General features: G+C 53.8%; 18 protein-coding genes. 8 read left to right on the forward strand and 10 right to left on the reverse strand.

Features of this window, described 5'->3' with window-relative positions:
- The first annotated feature begins 431 nt into the window (after positions 1-431).
- Entirely contained in the window at positions 432-2,291 is a 1,860-nt protein-coding gene (locus HW115_RS07015) for a sulfatase family protein (protein ID WP_178931875.1), read from the forward strand.
- A gap of 135 nt (positions 2,292-2,426) precedes the next feature.
- On the opposite strand, the gene HW115_RS07020 is transcribed toward HW115_RS07015, so the two are convergent.
- Positions 2,427-2,777 (reverse strand): hypothetical protein, encoded by a 351-nt coding sequence (locus HW115_RS07020; RefSeq protein WP_178931876.1) that lies wholly within the window; start codon positions 2,775-2,777, stop codon positions 2,427-2,429.
- 280 nt (positions 2,778-3,057) lie between these two features.
- Here HW115_RS07020 and HW115_RS07025 point away from each other — a divergent pair, with 280 nt between their 5' ends.
- Complete coding sequence (locus tag HW115_RS07025) at positions 3,058-4,101, forward strand: hypothetical protein (protein WP_178931877.1); 1,044 nt, start codon at positions 3,058-3,060, stop codon at positions 4,099-4,101.
- 52 nt (positions 4,102-4,153) lie between these two features.
- On the opposite strand, the gene HW115_RS07030 is transcribed toward HW115_RS07025, so the two are convergent.
- The 7 genes from HW115_RS07030 to tsaB all read right to left on the reverse strand — a co-directional run bounded on the left by HW115_RS07030 (position 4,154) and on the right by tsaB (position 14,013).
- Complete coding sequence (locus HW115_RS07030) at positions 4,154-5,851, reverse strand: ABC transporter permease (protein ID WP_319609281.1); 1,698 nt, start codon at positions 5,849-5,851, stop codon at positions 4,154-4,156.
- Positions 5,848-7,410: an ABC transporter substrate-binding protein gene (locus HW115_RS07035; protein WP_178931878.1), complete on the reverse strand. Its 1,563-nt coding sequence runs from the start codon at positions 7,408-7,410 to the stop codon at positions 5,848-5,850. The genes HW115_RS07030 and HW115_RS07035 overlap by 4 nt, the downstream gene beginning before the upstream one ends.
- 20 nt (positions 7,411-7,430) lie before the next feature.
- On the reverse strand, positions 7,431-8,555 hold the full coding sequence (locus tag HW115_RS07040) for an ABC transporter ATP-binding protein (RefSeq protein ID WP_227021332.1): 1,125 nt from the start codon (positions 8,553-8,555) through the stop codon (positions 7,431-7,433).
- A 214-nt stretch (positions 8,556-8,769) separates the two neighbouring features.
- Positions 8,770-11,088: an outer membrane protein assembly factor BamA gene (bamA, locus tag HW115_RS07045; protein WP_178931879.1), complete on the reverse strand. Its 2,319-nt coding sequence runs from the start codon at positions 11,086-11,088 to the stop codon at positions 8,770-8,772.
- A 109-nt stretch (positions 11,089-11,197) separates the two neighbouring features.
- The gene (locus HW115_RS07050; protein WP_178931880.1) at positions 11,198-12,496 is read right to left on the reverse strand and encodes an NCS2 family permease; all 1,299 of its coding nucleotides are present in this window, start codon (positions 12,494-12,496) and stop codon (positions 11,198-11,200) included.
- 108 nt (positions 12,497-12,604) lie between these two features.
- Complete coding sequence (locus HW115_RS07055; protein ID WP_178931881.1) at positions 12,605-13,261, reverse strand: hypothetical protein; 657 nt, start codon at positions 13,259-13,261, stop codon at positions 12,605-12,607.
- Positions 13,262-13,344: 83 nt separating this feature from the next.
- Positions 13,345-14,013, reverse strand: a complete 669-nt coding sequence (gene tsaB / locus HW115_RS07060; protein ID WP_178931882.1) for a tRNA (adenosine(37)-N6)-threonylcarbamoyltransferase complex dimerization subunit type 1 TsaB — start codon at positions 14,011-14,013, stop codon at positions 13,345-13,347.
- Between the two features lie 212 nt (positions 14,014-14,225).
- Between tsaB and HW115_RS07065 the strand changes: the two genes are divergently transcribed.
- From HW115_RS07065 to HW115_RS07090, 6 genes are all read left to right on the forward strand, one after another.
- On the forward strand, positions 14,226-15,356 hold the full coding sequence (locus HW115_RS07065) for a citrate/2-methylcitrate synthase (protein WP_178931883.1): 1,131 nt from the start codon (positions 14,226-14,228) through the stop codon (positions 15,354-15,356).
- Positions 15,357-15,755: 399 nt separating this feature from the next.
- Positions 15,756-17,114, forward strand: coding sequence for an MFS transporter (locus HW115_RS07070; RefSeq protein ID WP_178931884.1), 1,359 nt, complete (start codon positions 15,756-15,758; stop codon positions 17,112-17,114).
- A 45-nt stretch (positions 17,115-17,159) separates the two neighbouring features.
- Positions 17,160-18,455 carry a Gfo/Idh/MocA family oxidoreductase gene (locus tag HW115_RS07075; protein WP_178931885.1) on the forward strand — a complete coding sequence of 432 codons (1,296 nt, stop codon included), beginning with the start codon at positions 17,160-17,162 and terminating at the stop codon, positions 18,453-18,455.
- A gap of 46 nt (positions 18,456-18,501) precedes the next feature.
- Positions 18,502-19,572, forward strand: coding sequence for a Gfo/Idh/MocA family protein (locus tag HW115_RS07080; RefSeq protein WP_178931886.1), 1,071 nt, complete (start codon positions 18,502-18,504; stop codon positions 19,570-19,572).
- A gap of 125 nt (positions 19,573-19,697) precedes the next feature.
- Positions 19,698-20,441, forward strand: a complete 744-nt coding sequence (locus HW115_RS07085) for a 3-keto-disaccharide hydrolase (RefSeq protein ID WP_227021334.1) — start codon at positions 19,698-19,700, stop codon at positions 20,439-20,441.
- Between the two features lie 147 nt (positions 20,442-20,588).
- On the forward strand, positions 20,589-22,427 hold the full coding sequence (locus HW115_RS07090; protein WP_178931887.1) for a LamG-like jellyroll fold domain-containing protein: 1,839 nt from the start codon (positions 20,589-20,591) through the stop codon (positions 22,425-22,427).
- Between the two features lie 768 nt (positions 22,428-23,195).
- Here the strand turns inward: HW115_RS07090 and HW115_RS07095 are convergent.
- Both HW115_RS07095 and HW115_RS07100 read right to left on the reverse strand, forming a co-directional pair.
- Entirely contained in the window at positions 23,196-24,311 is a 1,116-nt protein-coding gene (locus HW115_RS07095; protein WP_178931888.1) for an acyltransferase family protein, read from the reverse strand.
- A 341-nt stretch (positions 24,312-24,652) separates the two neighbouring features.
- On the reverse strand, positions 24,653-25,495 hold the full coding sequence (locus tag HW115_RS07100) for a LamG-like jellyroll fold domain-containing protein (RefSeq protein WP_178931889.1): 843 nt from the start codon (positions 25,493-25,495) through the stop codon (positions 24,653-24,655).
- Positions 25,496-25,571: the final 76 nt, after the last annotated feature.

The following is a 25,571-nucleotide window of genomic DNA, read 5'->3' on the forward strand; positions in this document are numbered from 1 at the left end:
GGGTATCGTAAAGATATTTTGCTTGAAGGGTGATTTTTTTTAAATGGAATACATGAATATCAGAAAAAATTAATTATTTTCTCTGATGCGAAAAAATTACGATGAATCCTTGTTTTAAGGTGGTTAGAAGGTGTGGAGAGCTCGGCTCAATGCGCTTGTTGAGGTGGAGCTCAACGAAGAGTGTTCACGGAGTTGATTTTCGAGTTATACGTTTAATTAATCTTAAATGAATGGCATTCAGAGCTTTCTGGTTTGTGTCCTACCCGCTGGTAAATCGTTGATCGGCATTGTATTCGACATGCGTCAGGAAAGACGAGGCGACATCGCTACGTAGTGGACGGGGCTGGTAAGGTATACTCTGGATTCACAATGTGTGGATGTATGGAATTTGGGTGTGACGCATCTGCAATTGTTGGAATAAGAAAGTGTTAATGAAATTGGAACGAATGAAGAGAACATGGATTTTTAGTGGCTTGTTGCTGGCCTCTCCGCTAGCGGCAGAGGATCGGCCGAATTTTGTCTGGGTGATTTCGGAGGATAATTCGAAGCACCATATGAAGCTTTTTGATGAGACGGGGGTTGAAACACCACATATCGAAGCGATGGCCAAAGATGGTGTTATTTTTGATGCCGTTTGTTCCAATGCTCCGGTGTGTTCGGTGGCCCGAAGCACGCTGCTGACCGGGTGTTATGCACCGCGGATTGGTGCGCAATATCATCGCAAGCAGATGCCGGTTCCGATGCCCGATGGCTTGAAGCCATTTCCCGCTTATCTGAAGCAGGCCGGTTATTTCACATCCAACAAGGGAAAAACCGATTATAATGTGTCGATTCCCTTTCGTTCGGTCTGGAGTGGTAAGAGCGATTGGAAAAAGCGGGCCAAGGGGCAGCCGTTTTTCTATCAGCTTTCGTCATTGGCACAATCGCATGAAAGTCGCGGACACTTCAATAAAGAGGCAATGCTGAAAACACCACTGGCGGACCTTGTAAGCAAGGTCCAGATTCCCCCCTTGCATCCGGACACTCCATTGATGCGTTATAGCTATGCGTCGTATCAGGACAAAATTCAAATCATTGACGGACAGGTGGGTGATTTGATTCAAAAGCTCAAGGATGACGGAGTCTATGATAACACGATCATCTTTTACTTTGGTGACCATGGCGGGATTCTTCCCCGGAGTAAGGGCTATGCTTACGAGACTGGTTTGAACGCGCCGCTGGTGATTCGTTTCCCTGATAAATGGAAACATTTAATTCCCTTTGCCAAGGGATCGCGAACCAGCGTGCCAGTTAATTTTTACGACTTTGGCCCTTCTTTGCTGATGGCAGCAGGGATCGAACCGGATAAGCGCTTCGATGGTCAGCCGTTTCTTGGTAAGGGGGTGACTAAGGCATCATTGGAGGGGCGGCCCGCTTTTGGATATGCCGATCGCTTTGATGAAAAATACGATCTCGTCCGGACTTTGCGTCGGGGCAAGATGAAATATATGCGGAATTACCAGCCGTTCAATCAGGATGCCTTGCATAGTTTTTACCGGTATAAAGCATTGGCCTACCAAGATCTCAGGGAGATGTATTATGCGGGGACCTTGAATAAGCAACAGGCTCTCTTTTTTAACAAGAAGGCACCTGAGGCACTCTATGATTTGGAAAAAGACCCGTATGAATTAAACAACCTCGCAGCCGACCCCGCACACCGGGACACACTCCTGAAGATGCGTAAGGAGTTGGCCGGGCACGTCAAATCCAGTCATGACCTTAGTTTGTTTCCCGAGAGTGTGTTGATTGAGCATGCCTTTGCCAACCCGGTGGAGTATGGCAATCAACACGCAGCATTGATCGCGACCCTTGTGGATATTGCCGATTTACAATTGCAGGAGTTTGCCTCGGTGAAGTCGGCTTTGTTAGCGGCTTTGAAGAATGAGCATCCCCTGAACCAATACTGGGCACTGATCACCGCGACATCTTTCGCTGCCCAGGGAGTAGAGGATGCCAAACTGACTGCCGCGGTTGAGGCTTTGCTCAAGAACAAGTCCGTGACACGTCTGAATCGAACCAGAGCGGGTGAGTATTTCGCACACATCCATCAGATGGATCGGGCGGTTGAACTGATCACCGAAGCTGCCTATGCTAGCAAAAATAAAGTGGAGCTGAACCTGATTCTGAATTCGGCGGCGATGGTTTACGAAACGAGCGGACGAAAGAAGACATTTCAGCTTGATGCTTCCAAGTTGAATGCCAGTTCATCCTTGGTGAAGGAGCGCCTGAGCTATTTGCGTCAGGCTGAGTGATACTTCAAGTGAGGTCTTGGCTTACCCGGTTGATCCGGTTGATCCGGTTGATTCGGCTTGGTGAAAAGGCAAAAAAAATCGCGGAACCATGGATACGGTTCCGCGATGGTTTGGTTGGAAAAATGGCGTTTGTCCCTAGTTGATGCTCAAGGTGACGGTGGCGGTGCTGGCTCCCTTTGGTAGGTTTGGATAGACGTAGTAGGTTCCTGCGGGGAGCACGGTTCCGACAGCGCTTGGGTCATTTTTTTTGTAGAAGCGGGCAACGACCTGGCCGTCTTTCATGATCCAAAAGCCGGCATTGTTGCCGCTGATGGCACTGATGCGCTTGTTGCCGCTGATTTTCAGTGGTGAGCATTCGAGTTTGGCCTGGCTTTGGGCACTGGTGCCTTTTGTTTGTTTACCACTTAGTGACGCCGCGTGGGCGGTGTGGAGTGAGAACAGGCAGACCAGAGTGAGGATGGCGAATTGGGCGAGTTTGGTTTTCATACTTGGGTGGGTTGGTTTGGTTTTTATTTTTTGTATTTGTTTGCCTTGGGATAGGATCCGAAAGGATTACTTCAGGCAATGCCTGTTTATGATACCCTTTGTCAAGATTCATCACTGCGGGAGTCAGCGCGCGCCATGAAATGAGCAAAATATGCACAGTTGTGGTTGTGCAATCAGAGGAGATAAAGAGGAGTGAAAATCACCTCCTGTACATGCAAAAATAGATCTTTTCCTGTCTGGTAAATCTCTGTATGAATGGACCACTGAAAACTACACATCTATGGAACTAGGAAAACAATATCAATCAGAAGTCCAATCGGCTACCGAGACCCTGCTGAACACACTCAAAAATAATCCTGAAATATGGAGCATTCGCAAGGAGGCGACCCGCTTGCTGTTTGATAACGGGAGTTACCGAAAGGCGGCGGATTTGATCTGGACCGCACCTGAAATTCCGGCGATTGACCTGGATATTGCTTTTGCCGCGAGAGTGCTGTCCCGGGCCCAACCAAGGCGCGCCATTCGTCTGCTCCAGCATGTGATGGAAAAAGCCGTCGGGAATCCTGCCAAGCTACTGGCGATCGCGAATGCCTTGATGCACTATGGGATGGTGATGCAAGCGGCTCGATTCTATGGAGCGGCAACCGCTTGTGACAAAGAACTAGCCAATGGTGACCTCGAGCATTTTTTGCTTTGGCTGGACGATTCTCACCGACTCTGGGGGGATTGGGAAAAAGATGATCAGCAAATGAACGAGTTGCCCTGGGTTCGTCGTGATCAGGCGAAGGACGAGAACTACGAGAAATCGATGAAGGGTCTAACCACTCCGATCAAGGTGCCAGGGCTGGAGCGCTCCAGCGGAGAGCATTTACAGAATGAATATTACCGGCAGGTGCCAATCCGGGATGCTGACCCGAGCGCCCCTCCGGCGGTGACGGTTCCGTTGGATCAGATCGACCCCGATGATGCCATCATTGATGAAGAGCGCGGAGCTGCCGGAACATCCTGGGGTGAAGTGCCACAAAAAGATAACAAACAACCCCGGCCTATGGTGCGGCCCGAAAAGTCAGAGGTTGATATGACCTTGCCTCCTGCTCCAGGCGATTCGCCGGCATCTTCTCAGTCTGAGGCGCCAAAGAGGCCAGTGGCTCCGGGAAAGCCGGTGCCTTTGGCCCAGTCTGCAGATGAAGACCAACCAGCCAAGCTGGCCACACCGGTCCAGGCAGTCACGCCGGTCGCGGATGATGGTGAGGCTCCCAAAGTGCCAAAGATCGTGGCGGAACAGGCCGATGAAGAACCGAAAAAGCCGAAGTTTTTATTCTAACGAATGATATTCTCCTGTTTTGCGGAGTGGTATTAGGCAGTGAATCGGGGGCCTAAAATCTGAAGATGTTGCCGCTGCGTTTTCCGAGAATGACAAAGGCTCCCATGATGGAGATGCCGAGGAAGACCATGGCCCAGACACCCAGGGCCGAGGCCAGTTCGTGACCGTTGCCCAAGGTGTTGAGCAGTGAGTAGATGGCTTTGGTGATCGGAAAATGTTCTGATTGCTGTGCCAGGATCAGACTGTCGGAAACTTCGAGCATGGCGAAGGCAAAGGCGAGGATGCCGCCGGCGATGAGGTTGGCCCCGATCAGTGGCAGGGCAATACGTCTGACAGTGCGAGAGGGACTGGCACCCATACTGCGTGCGGCTTCCTCCAGTGTCGGGTTGCTTTGTTGGAGCCCGGCGACAGCGGCGCGGACGACGTAGGGTAGTCGGCGCACGGCATAAGCGGCGATCAGCAGGAACATCGGGTTGTTTGCCTCGCCAACCAGCCAGTGCAGAGCTTCTCCTTTTTGGCTGACCGCGATGTAGCCGAAGGCGAGAACCAGACCGGGAACGGCCAGCGGCAGCATCATCAGGGCGTCGAGCAAGACCCGTCCGCGAATGGTGCTACGGACAATCACCCAGGCGATTGCGGTGCCCAGCAGGATGTCGAGCAGGGTGGATCCCGTGGCGTAGAGCAGGCTGTTTTTAATGGAAGGAACGACCAGCGGGTGCCCGAGAGCTTCGCTGTAGTGGGCGAGGGTCATGGACTCAGGTAGGATGCTACCATACCAGTCGCCGGAGAGGGAGAGCAGCACGACGCCAATGTGCGGGACGCAGGCGATGCCGATGACACTGAGGAAAGCCAGGGAGACGGCGATGCCTTGCCCGATTGGTAAACGGCGTTCCCCGGTGTGGGTTTTGGGTCGGGGAGCTGAGCCCAGTCCAGAGCGTCCCAGGATCATTTTGGAAAAAGTAAACACCGCTGCGGAAACCAGTAGCATGATTCCGACCAAGGCGTAGGGCATCGGGTTGGTGTGCAGGTCCTTGATGCCGTCATAGATTTGAACCGAGGCCACACGGGTGTAGTCGAAAACCAGAGGAACCCCGAGTTCGGTGAACGACCAAATGAAAACGATGGCCGAGCCGGCAAAGACGCCGGGCATGCAAAGTGGCAGGGTGATTTTTCGGAGTCGCCGCCAGGGTGAGCAGCCGAGGTTCTGCGCGGCTTGTTCCATCGCCGGATCGAGATGTGACAGAGCCGCGGCAATGTTCATGTAGAGAATCGGGTAGAGGTGCAGGGCGTTCATGATGATCACCCCCCAGAGCCGCCCTTCACCGAGCCAATCCATCGGGGCGTAGGGGTTCATCAATCCGAGTTCGATCAGGCAGGCGTTGAGTGAACCACTCACACCGAGGATCTGTTTGATTCCGACGGCTCCGACAAAGGGAGGGAGGACCAGAGGGGCGAGGATCAGAATCGAGAGTAATTTTTTTCCTGGAAACACCCAGCGGTGGGTGGCCAGAGCGAGGGGAAAGGCAATCAGTAGGGCCGCCAAGGTGCTGCCGATGCCCATCAAAAATGAGTTCCACAATCCTTCCAGATAAACCGGATTGCGAAATACGCCGATCAGGTAGTCGAGGGTGAAACCTCCATCTTGGTTTCGGAACGCCACCGCGAGGGTCATCCCTACCGGATAGAGGAAAAACACTCCGAACAGGGCGACGATGATCACGGTGATCAGACTGGCCACGGAGCGGTTCACGGTTTTTTCTCTCCCTTCCGTGCAAATTTGCCCGCTCGTTCATAGTTCTGGCGGAAGAAACGGCCGAGGCGAACGGCCATCGCCGCGGTTTCGAGTTTGTTTTCGCTGGCGACCTGACTACGGATCCCTCCCATGGCATTCTGATAGGATACCACGGTGAGATCGGAGAACATCTTGTGCGCCCGGTCCGGGATGCCGGCATCCGCGAGTTCCTTCCAGGCATGCTTGAGTTCATCATGGCAGTCGAGGCACATCACGCGGATGATAAAGCGCAGGGCTCCAAAGCCTCGTTGGGTGAGTTCCGGTCGATAGACAAAGCCACCGGTTGCAAGGTAGGGGTTTTCCGGGTCGGCAAAATGCTGCATGTTTTCCGGGGTGTACACATCCTTGCGGACGGGCATCCTGCGTAGTGAGCGGAACTTCGGGCCTCCAGGTGTGCCGGGCTTGGCATTCCAGAGGAGTTGCCCTTGTTTGCTGAGTAGGAAGGTAACAAAGGCCTGGGCCAGTTCGGGGTCGGGGGCTCCGCGCATCACCCCAACGGGGTCGACGCAGAGTGAAGTGCCGCCCTCGGGCGAAATCCACCGCAAGCGTGAGCTACCATCGTCTTGTTTCAGCATTTCCTCATAACTGAGGCCGTAAAAATCAATGCACAAGCCGGCGGCGGCATCCCCCTGGGCGACATCGCGTGGAATCTTGGTTGCGCTGTCGGTGAAATAGCGAGCGTTGCCGGCAATTTTCTGGATCAGGTTGAGGCCTTTTTCCCAGCCTTCACTACGGACGCGCATTTGGAATTGCTTCTGGGTTTTTCCCGGTCGCCGGCGTCCCTTGGCAATGGTGTCGTGCATCTGTTGCTGAACGAGCATTTCGAAGGCCCGGGCGACGGAGCCACTTTTGGTTGGATCGGCCATGGCGATGGTTCCAAAGTACTTGGGGTCGGCCAAATCACTCCAGCGGGTTGGGGGCTCGATTCCCAGGCGCTTCAGAGTATCCGTGTTGTAGCAAATGCCGAACCGGGTCAGGCAGACACCGACCCATTGATGTTCGGCGTCGTAGTATTGTTCACCGGTGAAGGATTGGGGGATGACTTTTTGATCGAACCACTCCGGGTGCTGTTCGAAGACCTCGAGCTTGGCCAAGCGTCCTTTTTCCGCCTGCTTACTGAAGACATAGTCGCCACCGCCAAAAAAGACATCGATACCCACCCCCTCGTCTCCATTTTTTTCAGCTGCGGCAAACTGGCTGTCGAGCACCATTCGGATTTCAGACGTCCCGCCCGGGGTGAGCCAGTTGACATAGACGCTTTCGCCGGTTTTCTCCTGCCACCAGGACTGGAAGGCCTCCCCGAACTCGCGCCGAATGGTTTCGTTGTGCGGGGTGATGATGTTGATTCTGCGCTGGGCATCCTCGGGTGCAACCTGCGGGTTCTCCTTCATCCGGCTCAGAACCAGTGGCGTGAGCACGCAGGCGAGCATGGCGACCGCTACTGCGGTCTTGCGGTTCAGCCATGAGCTCAAGCTTTTCCATCTCGGCCAATTGAGCCATGTCGGTTTACGCATCATCGGGCGGAGAGCTGGTAAGATTAGGACTGGAGGATGACCACGTCGCTGGGATCCACGCTGAGGATGACCGGTTCACCGATCTCCCGCATCTGGTGGGGGTTCATGTCGGTGACATGCCAGAGGTGGCCGCCGTCTCCGCGGATGCTGTATTGAACAAAGCCACCTAGGTAGGTGCGGTCTTCGACATGGCCGGTCAATCGGTTGACAGGAACTCCTCCGTGGTACGGGTGAAACGCTTCGGGGCGGATCGAGAGGAAGACCTTTTCGCCGTCGGCAGGACGCCAGTTGCGGCGGGTGATGCGGCCTTCAAAGCGGCCGGCTGGACAGGCGACCCGGACACTCAGATGGTCGTCGTCATCATCCCAGACCAATCGGGTGACCTCCGCTTCCAGTAAATTGGTTTTTCCGACAAAGCTCGCGACATGGGCGCTGAGCGGATTGCGGTAAATATCCTCCGGCGTACCGACTTGTTCGATGTGACCTTGGTCGATGATGGCAATGCGGTCGGCCATGGAGAGTGCTTCTTCCTGATCGTGGGTGACGTAGGCGGCGGTCAGGCCGTTGTCTTTGACGATGCGTCGGATTTCTTCGCGCATTTCGGTGCGGAGTTTGGCATCGAGGTTAGACAGGGGTTCGTCCAGCAGCAGGCAGGCGGGGCGCACGACCAGTGCCCGGGCCAGGGCGACCCGTTGCTGTTGTCCTCCGGAGAGTTGGTCGATTTGGCGGTCGGCATAGCCGTCGAGGTGCACGGTGGAGAGTGCTTCATTGACTCGCTCGTCAATTTCGTCTGGGTCGATTTTTCGTTCTTCCAGGCCGAAAGCGATGTTTTCGCCCACGGACATGTGGGGCCAGAGTGCGTAGCTTTGGAAGACCATGGCGGCTTCCCGTTTGTGGGTTGGAACCGAGGTGACATCCCGATCGCCAAACAAAATCCGCCCGCTGTCCGGGGTTTCCAGTCCGGCGATGCAGCGCAGCAGCGTGGTTTTGCCACATCCACTTGAGCCGAGCAGGAAAAACAATTCCCCCTGCTCAATCGAGATGCTCGCTTGGTTGAGTGCCTGCACCTTGCCAAAGCTCTTAGCAATTGATTCTACCCGTATCGCCTCCATGGTTTCGGGCTCATCCTTGCGAAGCGATGCGGGCATTGCAAGCCCTTAGCTGGTCGGATGTGTCAGGATTTGGAGGAAATGCAGAGACCGTCACCAGCATCGGTGGAAGGACTGCAAAAATGTCTGCAGTGGCTGACGCAATGTGTTGTTTTTTTGAAATGAATAGCCGCCTGAGGACGAGGGAAATAAAAAGCCCCCGGAAGGGTTCTTCCGGGGGCTTGGGTGATGAGAATGTTCAAACGTGCTCGTCTTAGAACGCGTAGTCCAGATAGAAACTGAACTGGCCACCGTTGTCGGCTTCGTCATCCGGTGACTCGAGCGGGAAGGCGTAGTCAACGGCGAGAGGGCCGAAGGGCAGGTTCAGTCGCAGGCCGAGACCGGCATCGTGATAGAGGTCACTGGAGAAGTCCCAGGAGTCGGCGTTACAGAGACCGACATCGTAGAAGACTGCTCCACGAACGCGCTCGATCAGCGGGAAGGTGTATTCCAGAACAAAGAAGGCAGCAGTGTTACCGCCGACAACTTCACCGGAGACGGGGTCGCGGGGGCCGACGTCGCGGTTCTCGAAGCCACGCAGTGAGTGAGCACCACCGAGGGCCTTTTTATCGAAGATTTCGACGTCCTCATCACCATCGGCGATGTAGAAGTTTCCTTCGATGGAAAGGATGCTGTCACCCCAGAGGTTCCAATACTGGGAGCCAGTCAGGGTGTAGATCGGGGTGTCGACGTCGCCGCCGAGGCCTGCGTATTCAATGCCGACACTGACTTTGTGTCCCTTGCGGGGCAGTTGGTTGCTGTCACGGGTGTCGTGCACGTAGTTCACGCTGAGGGCGCTGCGGATATAGTCGCCGTCGTATTGCTCAAACAGGGAAGGTCCACCTTGAGCAGGAGGCACGCCGATGTTGTCGCTGTCGACATCAATTTCGATGTCTTCGATGCGGTATTCAGCGCGGATATAACCCCGTTTGCCAAGTGGCTTACGCAGGGAGATGGCGCCACCGTATTGGCCTTGGTCGTATTCCGAGCTGTAGTAAAGGGCACTGCGGTAGAAGAGCTCGGTTCCGAGGGCAAGGCGGCGTCCGAGGAACCATGGCTCGGTCCAGTTGAGGCTGATGTCCTGACGCTCGTTACCGTATTGCACCTTGGCGTTGAAGCGTTGGCCGGCACCGGTGAAGCTTGGCCAGTCGGTGATGTCGAAGTTGGTTTGCTCGAGGGTGACGTAACCGACGATGCTGTCCACGGAGCTAAACCCGAGACCGAAACTAACGGATCCGGTTTGTTTCTCGTTGACCAGGATATTGATATCGCGGTAGCCCTTTTGGTTTCCGGGTGAGCCGCTGACCTGAACGTCGTTGAAGTAGTTCATGTTGCGCAGGCGGCGCTTGGTGGTTTCCATTTCCACTGAGTTGAGGTAGTCGCCTGGCTTGAGTGGAAGTTCGCGGCGGATGACGCGATCCTGGGTTTTGTCGTTTCCTTCGATGGTGACGCGACCGACGCGGTAGCGGCCACCTTCGACAATGCGGTATGTGATGCTTACGCTGGTGGCGGAGGCGTTGCGGATGTCGGGGCTGACGGCAGCATCGGCATATCCACGGGACCCGTAGTAGCTACGGATGGTGCGGATGTCGTTGTGCATTTTCTTCGCTGAGTAGGCTTGACCAGCGGTCAGGGTGAGGGCGGAGGCCAGATCGGAGGCCTTGAAGACGGTCATTTTACCGAAACCGACGGCGGCTACGGTGTATTTGTTGCCTTCGGTGATGGCAATCACGAGGTCGACCCGCTCGTCGTCGACTGGAGCGCGGCGGATGTCGGCTTTGACCCGGAGGTAGCCGCGGTCGCGGTAGTAGTCGAGCACGCGGTCGATGTCTTCATCCAGCTTGGCGGAATCGATACGGCCGGATTTGGTGAAAAATGAGAACCATCCTTTTTGTTTGGTTTTCATTTCGTTGCGCAGCTTGTGGGAGGCGATCGAGTGATTGCCTTCGAAGCGGATCTTGCGGACTTCGGCGCGGGCGCCTTCGTCGATCAGGAAGACGAGGTCGGATGTCCCCTGGGCGCCGGCGGACGGTTGGATCATGTGGTCGACACCGACGTCGGCGTATCCGTAGCCACGGTAGTGGTCGAGGATGTTGCGGCGGGCATCGAGGATGGCTTGGTCGCTCATGACACCACCGGCTTTGAGCTTGGTGACGGAGGCGAGTTTTTTGTCGGAGAACTTGATGTTGCCGTCAAAGGCAACGGCGACGATTTTCCCACGGGTGGAAACTTCGGCAATGACTTTGACCCCACCGCCTACTTCTTCGGCAAAAAAGCGGATGTCGTCGACCAGTCCGCTTTCGTAGAGGGTGCGGACGTCGTCGTCGAGGCGTGACGCGCTGTATTTTTGTCCGGCTTTGACGGACATGTGTCCGCGGAGTCGGGCTTCATCGACGGTGCGTGCACCCTTGTAGCGGATGCTGACCGAGCTGATGTTTTTTCCTTCAAAATCCTGGGCGAGGCTGGTGACCGTGCCGCTCAGGAACAAAATAAATCCCGCAAGCGCAGTAGCGTATTGCGGGATGCTTTTCATAATACCTTTGAACATTCGTTGGGTTAGTGTGGGTTGACAGGAACCGAACCCAGCACCTAACGTGTGAGACGTCAAGTTTAAACCCAAGAATGACAAGGGCTGTTGGACATTACATGCCCACGGATACGCAAAGGTTGATCGCCGAGAGTAGACCAACGACCCACATCACTGGAGAGATCTGTTTGGCGTCTCCGCTGAACAGGGCAATCACGATGTAGGAAAGGAAGCCAACTGTGAGCCCGGTGGCGATGCTGAAGGTCAGGGGCATCAGTAGCATCGTGAGGAAGGCCGGAACTGCCGATTTGAGATCGGTGAAGTCGATTTCCCGGATATTGCGGAACATGAAGACGCCGACGATGATCAGCGCCGGTGCCGTGGCAAAGGAAGGTACGGCTTTGATGAGCGGAGAGAAAAACAGGGCGAGTAGGAAGAGCCCGGCGGTGACCATCGAGGCCAGTCCGGTTCGCGCTCCGTCCGCGATGCCAGATGCGGATTCGATATAGGTGGTGGTGGTGCTGGTTCCCAGCAGGGAGCCGGCGACGGTGGCGATGGCATCGGCTTCGAGGATTTTGTCGATTTTACGGATGGAGCCATCTTCTTCGACGTGTCCGGCTTCGTAGGAACAGGCGACAATGGTTCCGATGGAGTCGAAGAGGTCGACAAACATGAAGGAGAACACGGCTCCGATCAGCCCCCATTGCAAGGCTCCGAGAATATCCAGCTGGAGGGCCACCGGGGCAATCGACGGGGGCATGGATGTCAGGCTTTCGGGCAGGGCTGTCTCTCCGAGTGCCATGCCGGCGGCTGTGGCTGCCGCGATTCCGATCAGGATCGAGCCTTTGATGCGGCGGATTTCCAGGATGGCGATCAGGGCGAGGGCGGCAAGGCCGATCAAGACGGGGGTGGTCAGTGGTCCGATGGTGACCAGAGTGGCAGGATTGGAGACAATCAGGCCGAGTTTTTGCATGCCGATGAAGGAGATGAAGAGGCCGATGCCGGCGGCTGTGGCAATACGCAGGCTAAGCGGGATGGCATTCACAATTTTCTCCCGGATGCCGAGGATGGTGAGAATCAGGAAAGCGACACCGGAAACAAAGACGACGCCGAGGGCGGTTTGCCAGGAGATTTGTTGCCCGAGGACCAGTGTGTAGGCAAAAAAGGCATTGAGTCCCATGCCCGGGGCCATGGCAAAGGGGGCATTCGCCCAGAGGCCAACCAAAATAGTTCCGAGAAAGGCTGCCAGACAGGTGGCCGTGATCACGGCTCCGGTGTCCATACCCGTTTTGCTGAGGATGTCCGGGTTGACAAAAATGATGTAAGCCATGGTGAGGAAGGTGGTTATTCCTCCGATCACCTCTGATTTTGGATTGCTGCCGTTTGCGTTGAGTTTAAAAAATGATTGGATCATGGTGGCTGCCTGCGGTTCGATGCCTGAACAGACTGAAGATCCGAATGAATACTGTCAATGGCAGATGGGCCCGTGGGGGGGGCAAGGCGGGGCCCGGACGGTTAGCGATCAATGAACGCGGGAACGGGCGAGACTTTTGCCTTGGGCGTTCGAGCGGCCAGATTGGCTAGATCGGCTCGAGCGCGCACCGCTGGTGGGCTTCGAGTTTCCGCGGGAGCGGGTGAAGCTTTGCCTCGAGCCTTGGCTGGAGCGGGTTGCTTGGCTTGGTGGTCGGCTGGACGGGCGTTTTCTGCTGACCGTTGACGGCAGTGATTTCGGGCGAGAGGACGGACGACGGTATTGGTTGTTCTCTTTCTTTCCTCCGGTTGAAACGTAGCGGGGGTCGGGGCGAGAGGATCTGGGAGGTGTCGCCTTGGATCCTGGCTTGGATGGACGGTGTTGGTAATTGCCGTGGTTTTTGTGGCGGGTTTTCCCGTGGTGTTTCGAGTAATGCTTCGAATGGTGCTTATGGTGGGCGTAGTGTGCCGGCTTGTGGTGGCGGTAGTGGCTACCGGTGTAATAGGTGGGACTGTAGTAGGAAACGCTGGCGTACCCACCACCGTAGTATGGGTAGCCGCTATCGTAACAGGCCGGGGCATAGCTCGTGGAGTAGGAAGAGCCGTAGTAGGACGAGCTGTCGTAGAGGTAAGGGTCGCAGGAGTTGAGCAAGCAGAGCATGCCAATGGCGGCGAGGGAATAGAGCAATGGTTTTTTAATGGCAATCATAGCGTGGGAGACGGCAGTTCGTCCATGGGACGGCAAGTCGTGCGCATCTATTCAATCGGGCCACGCTTTTTTTTGTGAAAAAATCAGCGGAGTAGTGGATGTCCCGGTTTGGCTTTGGAAGTGAATGGAGGTCTGAGATATGCCGGAGCCAGAGGTGTGGTGTGCAATGCTTGTTGGCGGTCTGCGGGTAAGTGCAGCCAGAGGTCGAGCAGCCAGCGGGCTTCCGGCCGACTGCGAATGACCCGGGCGCGGAGGTTTTCATCGAGGCCGAGCTTGTCCGGGTCGTCCAAGGTGAACAAGCGGTGGTCGGCGGCTTCAGTGAGTCGTTGTTGGAAAGCTGCCGCGTCCATCAGCTCGGGTTCGCTGGCTTCTCCGCTGTTCTGGATGGTGGAAAGGTAATACAAACCGCGACGGGCGTCACCTATGGCTATACTGGGGCCTTCGGCTCTCGCTTCCGGGGTGGCTCCGAGTGATCCGATGCCAACGGCCGGGCACTTGTGGGCGATGGCGAGCCCTTGGCCGGCGGCGATGCCGACCCGGGTGCCGCTGTAACTGCCCGGGCCGGTTCCGGCGACAACGAGGTCGAGTCGCTTTTTGCCCAGGATGCCGAGAGCTTCTTCCAAGGGGTCGAAAATCATCGAATTGTGGCTGCGATCGGTGGTGAATGTTTGTTCAAAATGAATCCCTCCGTCGAGCCAGAGGACCACACTGGCTTGGGCGACCGATGTTTCGAGGGCGAGGATGGCGTGCATGCCTGAATCCTAGTGGGATCAATACCTGTGCCAATGCTGGAATGGAAAAAAATTGATTTTTAGAACAAGCTCCAGTAAGCATGACACAGAATTTAAAATGGATGGACTGATTCCTCCTTGCATGGCTGGAATTCTTGGTTTTACCTTGCGGCCCGCTATTTGGAAGAAATTTAACTTGATTGATTGATTAAAAAACCTACCAAAATTTTATTATGAGTGACTACGCAAAAGGACTCGAAGGAGTCATCGCCAATGAATCCGCCCTCAGTGATGTGAAGGGCCTCGAGGGGAAGCTTTCCTACCTCGGATATGACATCGACGACCTGGTTGACCAGTGTTGTTTCGGTGAAGTTTGTTATCTTCTACTGAACGGACGTCTTCCGAATGCCCGTGAACTGAAGAATTTCCAACAGAAGCTCCGCCACAGCCGCGACCTGCCACCACAGGTAATCGAGTTCCTTAAAAATGCACCGCACGATGCCAGCCCGATGGATGTGTTGCGCACCGGTGTTTCCATGCTGGGTCTTTACGACAAGCGTTCCAAGATCGGCGAGCCTGATCATGACGCGCTCTACGAAGCTGCGATTTCCATCATGGCCCGTGTGCCCGTGATTGTGGCATACTACCACCGTGCCCGTATGGGGCTCGACCTGCCACCGATCCGCACTGACCTGTCCGGCGCAGCTCACTTCCTTTATCTGATCAACGGCGAAGAGCCAACGGAAGCTGCAGTGAAGACCCTCGACATTGCTTACATTATCCACGCTGACCACGGCATGAACGCCTCCACGTTCTCTGCCCGTGTGACTTGCGGAACCCTTTCCGACATCTACTCCGCCATGACGGCAGCTATCGGAACCTTGAAAGGACCTCTTCACGGTGGTGCCAACGAAGGTGTGATCCACATGCTGGAAAAAATCGGCAGAGAGGACAAGGTGGATGCTTTTGTCGAGGATTGCCTTGAGAGGAAGAAAAAGATCATGGGAATTGGACACCGCGTTTACAAGGTGCTCGACCCCCGTGCTCCGCACCTTCAGAAAATGGCAATCGAGCTTACTGAAGAGCTTGGTGAGCCAAAGTGGATCAACATGTCGAACCGGATTGCTGAGATTATGCTCGAGCGTAAGGGCCTGAACGCCAACGTCGATTTCTACTCTGCCACGGTGTATTACTCGCTTGGTATCCCGACCGATTTGTTTACGCCGATCTTTGCCATCGCACGGACCGCCGGATGGGCTGCTCAGATTTTGGAACAGCTGCGTGACAACCGTCTCTACCGTCCGCTGACCAAATACGTCGGACCTCAGGAAACCATGCCGGTTCCTCCGATGAGCGAGCGATAGGCGATTGATCGTTTTTTGATTTTATTACCCAACGGGGCAGGTCGTTTGACTTGCCCCGTTTTGTTTGGCTGCGCCCGGCTTGGTTTGAGACGGAGCCCCTTGTTTTTTTTGGGGGGGGCTCATGGGATGCCGACAGGATGCAATCCTGTCATCCTTTGCGGCTGCCCACATTCGGTTTCTACCAAGTGGTGAAATGCGCGTTACCTGCTTTGTTACGACGGTGGGGGAGGATAGCTTTTTAAGCTGACGGCAGGCTTCCCTGTCTCGATCGCGTGCTGGGATGTCGACCGAATACCTAACTTGGTGAATTCCCGACTTGCTTCGTTAGCGAAATTAGCTGAAATACCCCCACTCTGGTTTTCGTATTGAGCCAAGTATTCCACCCTTCTATCCATTGTTATGAGTCAATCTGCCACGTTAAACCAATCGTCGAGTCCTGTAACCAGGCTGTCTATCATGATGTTTCTCCAGTTTTTCATCTGGGGTGCTTGGTATGTTGCGATGTGGGGATTCATGGATAAAAATGGGATGACCGCCAACAGTGGTTCGGGTGCTTTTGTGGATGCCGCCTATACGGTAGCTCCGATCGCTGCGATTCTTGCGCCACTCACTTTGGGGCTGATTGCCGACCGCTTTTTGAATACCGAGAAGGTGCTCTCGATTCTTTTTCTCGTTGGGGCTGTGCTTCTTTATGTGGCGCCCGGATTGGCCAAAGGGGGGGCTCCTGAGTCCGTTATGGACCAGTTTAGTCACCCGATGATTCTTTGCCTTTTGGCTTACATGATCTGTTTCATGCCAACTCTTGGACTCACGGCTAGTTTGTCCTTCAGTCACCTTGCCAACGGTGAAAAGCAGTTTCCCGTTGTTCGCGTGATGGGAACCATTGGCTGGATTGTCGGTAACTGGGCGATGTGGTTTTGTCGTTCGATCGGGCTCGACGCCGAACAGTTTGCTGATAATTCACCGCATATTTTCACCGCTGCGGCGATTGCGTCTGCGTTACTTGGCATTTACTGCCTGAGTTTGCCCAAAACTGCACCACCGTCGAAGGGTAAGAAAATTTCCATCGGTGAAATCGTGGGCATTGATGCATGGGGGCTGTTGAAAAATAGAAGTTTCCTTGTGTTCGCTCTTGCCAGTTTCCTTATCTGTATTCCCTTGGCTGGTTATTATTCCAAAGGGGCCGGCTATGTCGGTGAAATGGGTGTGAGTCTGTTTGGTTCCACCACGGGTGCGATGAGCACCGGTCAGATGTCGGAGATCTTCTTCATGCTGATTATGCCATTCTGTTTTGCCCGTCTTGGTGTGAAGTGGATGCTTACCATTGGCATGAGTGCCTGGGTGGTTCGTTATGGCTTGTGGGGATTTGCCTTTGGTCAGGAGGGGCCACTGCTGACGCTGCCTATCTTTATCGGTATTTTATTACACGGTATTTGTTATGATTTCTTCTTTGTTACAGGGATGATCTACACAGACAAAAAGGCTCCTGCTGCGATCCGCAGTCAGGCCCAGTCCTTGGTCGTGATGCTCACCCAAGGTTTGGGCTTGGGTATTGGCGCCCAGTTGTTTGGGCGGTGGACGGCGGCGTGCACGGTTGATGGTAAAGTTGATTTCACCAAGTTTTGGTATGCTCCGGCAGTCTTTGCGTTTGGAGTGATGGTGCTGTTTTTCCTCTTGTTCTGGGATAAATTGAAGCCGGATACCAGTGCGGAAGAAGTAGCGAAGGCCGCCACTCCCGATGAAGAAAGTGCGATGTAGGTATTTTTTCGAAATATTGGGAGTTTGGATCACGTAGTTTGCTGCATGATTCAGCCAAGTCCGACCAATCAGCAGAATTTACATAGTCGTCGATCCGTGCTCAAGGGCCTTGCCGCCCTTGCCACGGTTCAAATTGTTCCCAGCCACATTGCCCTGGGTGGGCCGAAAGCTCCGAGTAATCAACTGACCAAGGGGATTATCGGTTGTGGTGGCATCTCCCGCTCCCATTTGCGGATGCCGGGCACCTTGCTCGCGCTTTGTGACGTGGATAGCCACCGTCTCCGGGACCGGATGGCGGAGGCCAAAAAGATGGGAACCAAGGACGTCAAAGGCTATGCGGATTTTCGTGACCTGATCGCACGTAAGGATATCGATATTGTGCATGTGGCGACTCCGCCTCATTGGCACGCCTTGCAAGCGATTGCCGCAGCCAAGGCCGGTAAGGATGTATGGTGTGAAAAACCGATGTCTCGCACGATTGGTGAAGGTCAGGCGATGATCGCCGCCGTAGAGGAGCAGGAGCGGATTTTCCGTCTGAATACTTGGTTCCGCTTCAAGTCACGCTACTACGGACTCAGCCGCCCGGCATCGGAAGCCTGGAAGGTGGTTCATCACAAGCTGCTTGGTGACGGTCCATATACCTTTAACCTCGGAACCTCCTTTGTGGGGAACTGGAAACTTGGTCAATGGTCAGGCCGTACGGATCTTACAGAGCAGCCGATCCCGGAAAACCTTGACTACAATTTCTGGCTTGGGCCTGCACCGATGAAGCCATACCACCCTCACCGGGTTCATGGTTCTTTCCGTGGATACTGGGACTACGATGGTGGCGGCCTCGGCGACATGGGTCAGCACTACCTCGACCCTTGTCAGTTTGTTCTGGGTAAGGATAATGAAAGTCCGGTTCATATCGAAGTGGACACCCAGAAGCAGGATATCGACGCCGTGCTTCCGTGGCGCCGGATTGAGATGACTTATGCGGATGGCACCAAGATCATTCTCGATGCAGAGAATAAACCGAAGGATCCGATTATTTCCGGACCCAAAGGAAACATCTACCGTCACTTCCGTTCCGATGTGGATGGTCTGAATGAGAAACTCAAGGAACTGCCTGGACCTCCGCCAATGATTACGGATTTCCATCAGTCGGTTCGCGAACGCAAGCCGTTTGCCCTCAACGAGCACAATGGATTCCGCTCTTGCACCTTGATCAATCTGGGCAAAATTGCCTTGCGTCTTGGTCGTCCTTTGCACTTTGATTCGAAGAAGCTGAAGTTCGTCAACGATCCGGAAGCCGACAAGTACATCAATCAGCCGATGCGTGGTCCTTGGAAAATCTAGGCGAGCATTCAAATAATCGAATCAGAATCAGACCAATTATTATTATATGACAACAAAAATTCTCTGTGCCGGTGCCGGCCACATGGGCCGATCCCACGCACTTGCTTATCACAATATCCCCGAATTCGAAATTGTAGGTATCTGTACCCGTAACGATGGTTCGGGAGATAAACTTAATGCGGAACTCGGTGTGGATTATCCATTGTTCGAGGACTTTTACGAGGCATTGAAAGAAACCAAACCCGATGCGGTTTCTATCTCAACCTACCCGGATACGCACGCTGCCTTTGCGATTGCAGCTCTTGAGGCTGGATGCCACGTGTTTGTCGAAAAACCACTCGCAGAAACCGTGGAAGAGGCTGAGAGCATTGCCGCTGCCGCTAAGGCCAACAACCGTAAACTGGTGATTGGTTACATCCTCAGGCATCATCCAAGTTGGCAGAAGTTTATCGAGATGTCCCATGAGCTTGGGAAGCCGCTGGTGATGCGCATGAACCTGAACCAGCAATCGTTCGGGGGCAACTGGGAGACGCATAAGAACCTGATGTCTTCCATCTCACCTATCGTCGATTGCGGAGTGCACTACGTCGATGTGATGTGTCAAATGACCCGCTCCAAACCCGTGCGTGTGTCTGGACTCGGAGCGCGTTTGAGTGATGAACTACCCGAAGGAAAAATCAACTACGGCCATTTGCAGGTCACCTTTGAAGACGGATCGGTCGGTTGGTATGAAGCCGGTTGGGGCCCGATGATGAGTGAGACTGCCTTTTTCGTGAAGGATGTGGTCGGACCCAAAGGCTGTGTGACCATTGAGGCCAAAGAGGCCGCTGGTGAAGGTGCCTCCGCGGATGTGGATGCCCATACCAAGACCAATACCCTGCGTCGTCACTTCTCGGACCTTGATGAGAATAATCAGTTTGTTCGCAAGGACGAGTGGACGGAAACCGGGGATGAACCCGATCACGATGCGCTGTGCCAGCGCGAGCAGGAGTTTTTCCTGAATGCGATCCAGAATGACGTTGATCTCAGTGATCATGTCGGGGACGCCGTCAACTCGATGAAGATCGTGGTGGCTGCAGACAAGTCATTCCGCACCGGTGAGACGATCACTTTGTAGTTTTTTGCCTGCTTATTTTTTCAAACCCACTGGTGTTCTGCCAGTGGGTTTTTTATGGGACGAGCCGATCGATTGGCATGGCGTGTAAGGATTGCGGGAGACTCAGGGTATTGATGGTGATGAAAATGAGTAAACGGATACTGATCCGGCTGAGTGTGTGTTGGCTGGGCCTTGCGCCCATTGCCGGCGCTGGTGAAGAGCTGCCTACTTGGAAACCCTTGTTCAATGGTAAGGATCTCAGCGGTTGGGTGGACGTCAATACCTCGCCTGATACTTGGAACGTAAAAGATGGGCTGTTAGTTTGCGAAGGAAAGCCTATCGGGGTGATGCGTAGTGAAAAACAGTATGAGAATTTTATTCTGCATATTGAGTGGCGGCACATGGAACCCGGTGGAAACTCGGGGGTCTTCGTCTGGAGTGATGGATCTCCGGCGAAGGGACAGCGCTTGCCCAAGGGGGTGGAAGTGCAGATGCTGGAGCTCGATTGGCCGAAGCTCCATCCGGATAAACAAGGGAATCCACGTCCGATGGCATACGTGCACGGTGAAGTGTGGGGGACCAACGGATTAGTGACCAAACCCGATAATCCAAGGGGGATTCGGAGCCAGTCGATTGAGAACCGGTGCAAGCCGAGGGGACAGTGGAATGTATATCAGGTGGTTTGCGTGGATGGGGTGATCAAGCTATCTGTGAATGGTAAATTCGTAAATGGGGTAAGTCAGGCAAGCCAGAAAAAGGGCTACCTGTGCCTTGAGTCCGAAGGTGCGGAAATTCATTTCAGGAATATCAGAATTCTCGAACTTCCTCCCGGGGTGACCCGTTCTGACCAGATCGCTCCGGATGTGACTGTGGAACCAACATCCAAATAGAGGCTCAAAGAATAAGAGATTCGAATGGCATTCAGCCCGGCATAAGGCTCAATTTTATTGACGAATGCCTAATTTCCTTCATTTTCTAGCAAACGTCACCCCCTGAAAACCACCGGACTTGATCCGGGCAGATCCAGAACACCTACGATGGACGATCGATATCAAATCATACAGCGCACGGCCGAGTTACCTTACGGGGTTCGGTATGAAGCAACCGACACCTTGATTAACCGCAAAGCGGAAATTCATCGATTTAAAAAACCGGGTGAGGATGCACCCAAGGACTGGGAAAAAACGTTTAATAAATACTCGGGTGCCCTGACGACCCTGAGTCACATGGGCTTGCAGATCATTTATGACCGCGGCGTGGATGAAGAGGGCCCCTATTTGATTCGACAGCTTGTGGATGAGCCTAACCTTACCTCCCGGCTGAAAGAGGGGCCACTGAGTGAGTATGAATTTTGGGAACTGGCCCAGCAATTACTGGATATCCACACGGCGGGTTTACCCAAGGACTTTTTCCACGGGGCTCTGGATCTGGATCAGATTTGTTATGCCACTCGCCCAGGGGGGGAAAAACGTTACTACATTTCCAACTTCGGCTTGCCCGAGTTACACAACCAAATCAATGGAAGTCAGGAGTATTTTGGCTCACCCTGTTTAGTTTCTTTGGAGCAGGCGGATGGTGAGGGGCCAAGCGAATCCGCTGAAATTTTCTCGATTGGACAACTGCTGTACATGAGTTTGTCCGACAACCATCCTTTCGCGGCCAACCGGGTGGATGAAATGGCTGAACTCCATAAAAATTATCCGCTCGCACCCATCCATTTGAGTCGTCAGGACATTCCCAAGGCGATGTCCGACTGGCTTTACCGGATGACGACCATTGATGCGAAGGATCGTTTTGCCACCTACGCGGATGCTTTGCATCACCTTCCGGCGCCGCAACAGACGGCTCCGGTTCCGGTGATCCCTACCACGACTACCCAGCAGCAAGTGAACACCCCGCTTGGGCAGACGACCACGGTACAGCAAACGGTGAACCCATTGACCGCAGCCCAGGCGGTGAATCCACAGACCGGAACCCAGGCTGTTGGGTTTACGACCACAACCCAAGCCGTGACAGCATCAGCCGGTGCAAGTTCGGCCAAACAAGGAAATGCTCTCAAGCAACTTCTTCAGGAGCCTCTGATTATAGGGGGTGCGGTGCTGGTGATTATTCTCATCGTCGTTGGTGCCATGGTGTTCTCCGGGGATGACGATCCGGCGACGGCTGACGCCAAAGAAAAAGTAGAAGAGAACAATGTCAGTGGCGATTCCCTTGATGATGGAAAAGTCGACGACAAGGATGACCAGCGCTCGACCTTGGCGAAGGGCTTGATTGCGGCATTGAACTTTGATGACAGTTTGCTGGCAAAGAATGACCGGAAAATCAAAGTGGAGGCATTGAAGTCAGCACCAAAATTTGAAAAAGGACTCTATCAAAAAGGTTTGGTGCTCGATAAGGAACATTACTATCGCTTGCCGATGGCCGATGTTTTATCCGATGATACCTCGTCCGGTTTTAGTATTTCCTTTTGGGTGAAAAACCTCAACCAGCAGGAACCGGCATTCATTAGTGACAAGCCATGGAGCGATGGTGAGTCGACCAAGGTCGCAGGAAAGGATGATAAGGAAATGTGGCAGTGGACCCCGGAAAATGCCGCAGCCAGAGAGAAAGCTCGTCGTAACTGGAGCATGGTGACGATGGTGTTTTCCCAGAAGAACAAAAAGGTGACGGTCTATACCAATGGTGAAATGGTGGGAGCTTCCAGCACGGATGCCATCAAGTCTCTGGATGAGGAAAAGTATCTCTACATCGGTTGTGACAGCCGGCAGCAGTTTAATTTTGCGGCTCCGACGGTGATTGACCAGCTTTACATTTGGAACCGCAAGCTGAGCTCCAGAGAAATCCGGACGATGTTCAAGGAAGATTTCACCTACTGATTGAGGGCGACACTTCCACTGCTTTTGCGAGAGCTTAAATGAGCTTGGGAGTGGATAGATGGATCGCAAGGGGGTGCCATGAACTCAGGGATACTCGTTGACCACGAAGTGCTTTTCCTCACAGCATAACGAGGTTCCAATCGTCTCGTGTGTTTTGCGGAGTGGTATAGTGCCCCTGCCGCGAGTTATGATTGGGCAAGCTCTGTAGTTCTCGTGCTCCATCATCAGCCCTTCAGCTGACCCTTAAAAAAACCACCCCTCGGGTCCGAAGACCCAAGAGGTGGAAAACACGTTATTGAAAATGAAATAACACTTATATATGTCAGCAAATGGCAAAAGGTTACATAAAAAGTGCAACTTTTTTTTCGTTGCGACTCGAGTTGAGTTCGGTAAATCAGCGGGAATGAGTCATACCAAGTAGTAAAACATCCGGAACTCTCATGGATCACGCAGTGCTTTTCCAAGTATCTCAATAACGATCAATCGTCTCGTCTGTTTTGCGGAGTGGCATCACTTCTGACTGAATGTTAACGACTTGTGTCGTTTTCTTTCGAGTGGCATTATACCATTCTCCCAGTTAAATTGGCAGAATGGTTTAAATTTAAGATGATGAGTCAGTCAGCAAGCTGAACGGCAAGGGGGCACTGAATCTTTTAGATTTTATCGTTGTTGCGCGTCGGTTGCATAGCCCGCTATGCGCCTTCCTTGCGCCTAGTTAAAATCGAAAACCTTCAGTGCCATTCAGCCAATTTAACTGATCAAATGGTATTAGATGCGGAGGAAAATCCGCTTCCGATAGAGAAATACAAGCAGGATGAATTCGACAACCAATATGCCCAGTGCCAGAACCACCGGCTCCCACGTTGATGAGAGCCTCCCGACTCCGCCGAAAAAGAACCCGGACACTGATGCCATCGGAACGATGCGACAGATCAGGTAAATCGTCAGCGGGTTCATTCCGACAATCTGCAGAGGAAGACTCCAATCAGGGCGTGGTTTGAAATCGATGCCGAGGTGGAAGATCCCCAGTAGAATCATGGCAATGCCTCCGGCTAGTAAATTGAAGGAGCTGGTCCAAGCTGCCTTGATCGGTGGATAACCCAGGTGCCAACAAAGAGCTCCTAGTGAAATCAGCAGTCCTCCTCCCAGCAGTAGTTGAATGACACTTTTGAATTGAGGCACGGCCCTATTGCGGAGCTGTTCGCCGCACAGACAGCCAAGCAAGGCGAGAAAACCGGCGGAGAAGGCACAAAGCCACCCTTCCGGATCGAAACTTCCTCCATACAGGTGGCCAGGAAGCCATTGTTGGTCGATCCAGGCGTTGATGATGCCGTCCGGTGTGAACTGACCGGCTCCATGACCTGGCACGGGCACAAGCAGCTGAAGAGCTGCAACGGCTAGCAGAATTCCCCCTGTCCATAGACAACGTGCACGAAATGAACGGGTGAACAAAAAGACGAGGGCGGCTGTTCCATAGGCAATGCCGATGGTTCCGAGTACGCTGGCAAAGCGGGTTTGATCCCCTTTGAAATCGAGTAGGCCGTTGTAAAGTAACCCTAACAGAATGAGGATGGCTACGCGTTTGAAGGTTTGAATTGTTAGTTTTTTTCTACTGATTCCACGATCTTGTTTATTTTTGAGGGCGTAGGGAATGGCCACCCCTGAGACGAAGACAAAGATAGGGAAAATCAGATCGTAGGCACGCAAGCCGTCCCAGGATACATGATGCATCTGCTTCCCCCACCAGACGAGGGCCGGATGATTCGTGGTGTGGGCCAAGGCTCGAAACAAGGTATCCAGACCGATGATCCATAACATGTCAAATCCCCGGAGGGCATCAAGCGAGCGCAGTCTGACCGGAGGCGATGATCTGTTGGTTTCCATAACGTGCCATCATTTTTGGCAATGCCGTGGTTTAGGCAAGAAAAACCATTGGCGGAGCTAATACCACTCCGCAAAACAGACGAGACGATTGATCGTTGTTGAGGTATTTGGAAAAGCACTGCGTGATCCATGAGAGTTCCGGATGAATGACTCCTTTGGCTTTGTTTCTCCTTAGTCATGGTGCCCGCACCATTCCTTCGTCGTGCCTTACCAAAGAACGCATTCATCTCGGCCATCGCCCCGTCTGTTTACTACTTGGTGTTAGGCTGAGAAGCCAAGGACAAAAAATTCTCCGGCCATGTTTCCATAGCCGGAGAATGAAAGGCGTGGAGATTGGTCGGTTATTTCCGACGGCGGAGGATCAGTGCGAGACCACCCAGCCCGAGGAGAGTCACAGCGCTTGGCTCGGGAACCGACATGGCGTCTGCGATGGAAAGACCGGTTCCTCCGTTGTAGATCTCGCCGATTTCGGCATTGCTGAGAGCTCTGCGGAAGATGGCGGCGTCATCATGCGCTGCGTTGGATACGGCATCATCGGTGCCGAAGTTGGCTTCTCTCCACCAGACACCATCCTGAACGGCGATGTTGAATGAAGGGCTGAGAGTGTCGTTGACGGCGACGGCCCCATTGACCCAGAGCGAAAGATCGGTGCCTGTTCGAACCAGTGCAATGTGGTTCCAAGAGCTTCCATCCCATGTCCCGGCAGCCCCGGTGCTGGAACTGAGTGAGGTGGTTCCGTCGGGTTGTTGGGCTCGGACTTCAATGCCGCCGCTGCCAAGCAGATAAATTTGAAGCCCGCCCGAGTTTCCTCCTGCATTCCGTCCACCGGCATTCCATAAACGGTTACCGGTGGTTGCGTCTTGTTTGGTCCAGAAGGTGAGTGAATAGTCTCCGGTTCCGGGGAGAAAGGTGCTGTTGATGATGGACGGATCACTGGCTGAGCGAGGTGTTCCGGCACTGGTCGAGGTATCGAGAGCGCTGCCAAATTTGCCACTTACTGTCGAGAGGGGATTCCTGCTGACATTGTCCTCGTTGCCGTCGCCAGTCCATTGGTCGGTGACGGTGGTGGAGGTGACGGTATCGGACTCAAAGGTGTAGTAGAGTTCTAATCCGGTGGATGAGACGGCCCCGATGGCTGCTTGCGTCAAGGATGCAAGCGCGGCTAGCGTTGTGGTTTTTTTCATATATACGTGGATTGTTCGTTTTTCGATATCATCACCAGGCATAAAACCCATGGTGATCAACCCATATACATGCCGA

It is taken from the genome of Oceaniferula marina (assembly GCF_013391475.1).
GTDB lineage: Bacteria > Verrucomicrobiota > Verrucomicrobiia > Verrucomicrobiales > Akkermansiaceae > Oceaniferula > Oceaniferula marina.